At 47.5% G+C, this 2982-nt stretch carries 3 protein-coding genes; 1 reads left to right on the top strand and 2 read right to left on the bottom strand.

The annotated features are described in order from the left end of the window. Positions 1-1033 (top strand): biosynthetic arginine decarboxylase (speA, locus tag J0895_RS05965; protein WP_207087197.1); only part of this gene is annotated, 1033 nt, incomplete at its 5' end. A 197-nt stretch (positions 1034-1230) separates the two neighbouring features. On the opposite strand, the gene J0895_RS05960 is transcribed toward speA, so the two are convergent. Both J0895_RS05960 and J0895_RS05955 read right to left on the bottom strand, forming a co-directional pair. Continuing rightward, positions 1231-2400 carry a nucleotidyltransferase family protein gene (locus J0895_RS05960; protein WP_207087196.1) on the bottom strand — a complete coding sequence of 390 codons (1170 nt, stop codon included), beginning with the start codon at positions 2398-2400 and terminating at the stop codon, positions 1231-1233. Between the two features lie 248 nt (positions 2401-2648). Further along, on the bottom strand, positions 2649-2982 hold a 334-nt coding region (locus J0895_RS05955), incomplete at its 5' end, for a segregation/condensation protein A (RefSeq protein ID WP_207087195.1).

Raw genomic sequence — 2982 nt, 5'->3', positions numbered from 1 at the left:
TTTAGGCGTCGATTACGATGGCTCTAAAACCGATTTCCACGCTTCCAAAAACTACAATATGCAGAACTACGCCAATGATATTGTGGCGGAAGTGAAGGAAGCTTGTGAAGAAGGTCAGGTGTCGATGCCGACTCTGATCAGTGAAAGTGGACGGGCGATCGCCTCTCATCAGTCAGTGTTAATTTTCAATGTCCTCGGCACCAGTGATGTTTCGATTCAACCCCCAGAACCCAGCACGGAAAAAGAACATCTGATTCTGCGGAATCTTTCAGATACCTATCACGCAATTAAATCTGAAAATTACCAGGAAGCATATCATGATGCCATCCAATTTAAAGAGGAGGCGATTAGCTTATTTAATTTCGGCTATTTGAGCTTGCGAGAACGTGCTAGGGCCGAACAACTTTACTGGGCTTGTTGTGGGAAAATTCAGGCGATCGTTCGGGATGTCGATTATGTCCCTGATGATTTGGAGGATCTGGAAAAAATTATGGCCTCCATTTACTACATTAATTTGTCGGTTTTCCAATCTGCACCCGATAGTTGGGCGATCAACCAATTATTTCCCATTATGCCCATTCATCGATTAGATGAAAACCCCACTGAACGCGGTACTCTCGCAGATTTAACCTGTGATAGTGACGGTAAAATCGACCAATTCATTGACTTACTCGATGTCAAGCACGTTCTGGAATTGCATCGCCTTAAACCCGATGAACCCTACTATTTAGGAATGTTTCTCGGCGGTGCTTATCAGGAAATTATGGGCAATCTGCATAATTTGTTTGGGGATACCAATACCGTGCATATTAAGCTGACTCCCAAAGGCTATGAAATCGAACACGTGGTCAAGGGGGATACTATGAAAGAAGTCCTCAGCTATGTCCAATATGATGCTGAAGACATGATTGAAAGTATCCGCAAACAGACGGAACAAGCGTTAAAAGAAGGGAATATTACCCTGCAAGAATCTCAAAGATTGCTGCAAAATTATGAGCGATGTTTGGGTCGGTACACTTATTTAACGACATAAGGTTTGACCCTGGATTGAACCGACGGATCCGAGCCATTCCCAACTGGGGGATGACTCGGAGAAACATCAATCCCTAGCAGGTCCGTACATAAAATAAAGGGGGTAAGGGAACAGAAACCGGGTGTTTTCCCCCCAGGGATGGATGAGAATCGGAGTCGTTTTTAAGGAACCCGGTTTCAGGGAGGACTACACCGATGCTAAGGGCGACCTTCGCTTTCGAGGAGTTCGGCGATCGCCCTGCCTTCCTCGGGGGTATTCACGGGAATCGCCTGACGAGTGTCCGTAATCAACCAATCCAGGGCCGCTGCTTGGACATCAATGGAGGCACCTGTTTTATCCACGCAGTAGCGCCCAAACACCAGTTTGTCAACTAAGCGCACCCCTGGACCTAAGCGAGAATATTCAAAAATTACACTATTTTCCACCGTTGCACCACTGCAAATTCGGCAACTGGGCCCGATCATTGAAGGTCCAATAATTTTGGCCCCATCTTCAATTTGTGTCATGGCCCCAATGTAAACAGGCCCTTTAATATCCACCTTATCCAGGTTAACCGAGACATTTAAGCCGGTGTAAACCCCAGGAATGATCTCCTTGCCAGGAATCGAGACATTTTGGATCTCTCCGGTTAACACCCCGCGAATTGCTCGCCAATAGTCCGGCACTTTGCCAATATCCACCCATTGAAAATCCATCGCGATGCCGTAAAACGGAGCACCCATTTCGACCAGTTGGGGGAAGAGTTCACCGCCGATATCATATTCTTGGCCCGAGGGGATGTAGTTAAACACTTCCGGCTCAAAAATATAAATACCCGTGTTAATGTTAGTGCTGATGGCTTCTTCTACGGACGGTTTTTCTTGGAATTGCTTGACGCGGCCCGTTTCGTCCGTGACAATTACGCCATAACTGGAGACTTCTTCCCGGGGGACAGATTTCATCACAATCGTGGCGATCGAGCCTTTTTCTTTGTGCCACTTGACTGCTTCGGTTAAGTCCAAATCGATTAAAGCATCTCCACAAAGCACGACAAAGGTATCATCGAAAAAGGGGTTAAAGTCTTGGATGCGCTTCATGCCGCCCGCACTTCCGATGGCCTCGCCGACAAGTTCGCCATCAACAATCCGACCTTCAAAGGAATAGCCAATTTCCACGCCAAATCTTTGTCCATCCCGGAAATAGTTTTCGATTTCGTTGGCGAGGTGGCTAACGTTGACCATGATTTGGTTAAAACCATGCTGGCGAAGCAATTCTACTAAAAACTCCATCACTGGTTTTTGCAGGATGGGAATCATCGGTTTGGGGGTGGTGTATGTAATCGGACGGACTCGGGTACCCTTACCCGCTGCCAGAATCATGGCTTTCATAGAAATTTTTCTCTTATCCTTGAGCTTATCAATTTTAACGAATTAATGTTTTGAAATTGCAAAAAATTGTTATCTTTTAGCTGTCTTCGTCGGAAGGTCCACCCCTGGGAATGAGATTTCCGGTGAGGGGTTGAGCGATCGCCCGGTAATTCCCAGTCCTGCGGCGCTTCATGGGTTCCATTGCCGAGTCAGTGGGTGGTAAGGTGCTTCTGGTTCGGGGTTTGTCCGGTGGGGGGTACAGTATGCGGTTAAACGATTGCTTCGTTGAGAGTGGATGGGCTCTCTAGAGGGACTGAATCAACGATCGCCCGGATTTTCAACTCTCCGTAAAATTGTTCTTGGGACAGTTCCACCTTAGACTGGGCCGATAGTAAAAGCAAGGCGGAAAAGACTCCCACGCGGTCATTGGCAGTTGGGAGGGACTGGGGATCGGCGGATTCTCCAGAGGGGCGATCGCCCCTCTGGTCCATCAACCCTTCTAAAAGCGCCTCCAATTCTAACCAGGGTTCACAGAGATCCAGTTTTTCCGCGTATGCCAACAAAAATCGAGTCAGGCGATCGGCCACTTCCGAGATATTTTCT

The sequence above is a fragment of the Phormidium pseudopriestleyi FRX01 genome (assembly GCF_017313335.1).
GTDB lineage: Bacteria > Cyanobacteriota > Cyanobacteriia > Cyanobacteriales > Laspinemataceae > Laspinema > Laspinema pseudopriestleyi.
Note: the sequence above shows the minus strand (reverse complement) of the source record. Positions and strands in the feature narration are given on the sequence as shown.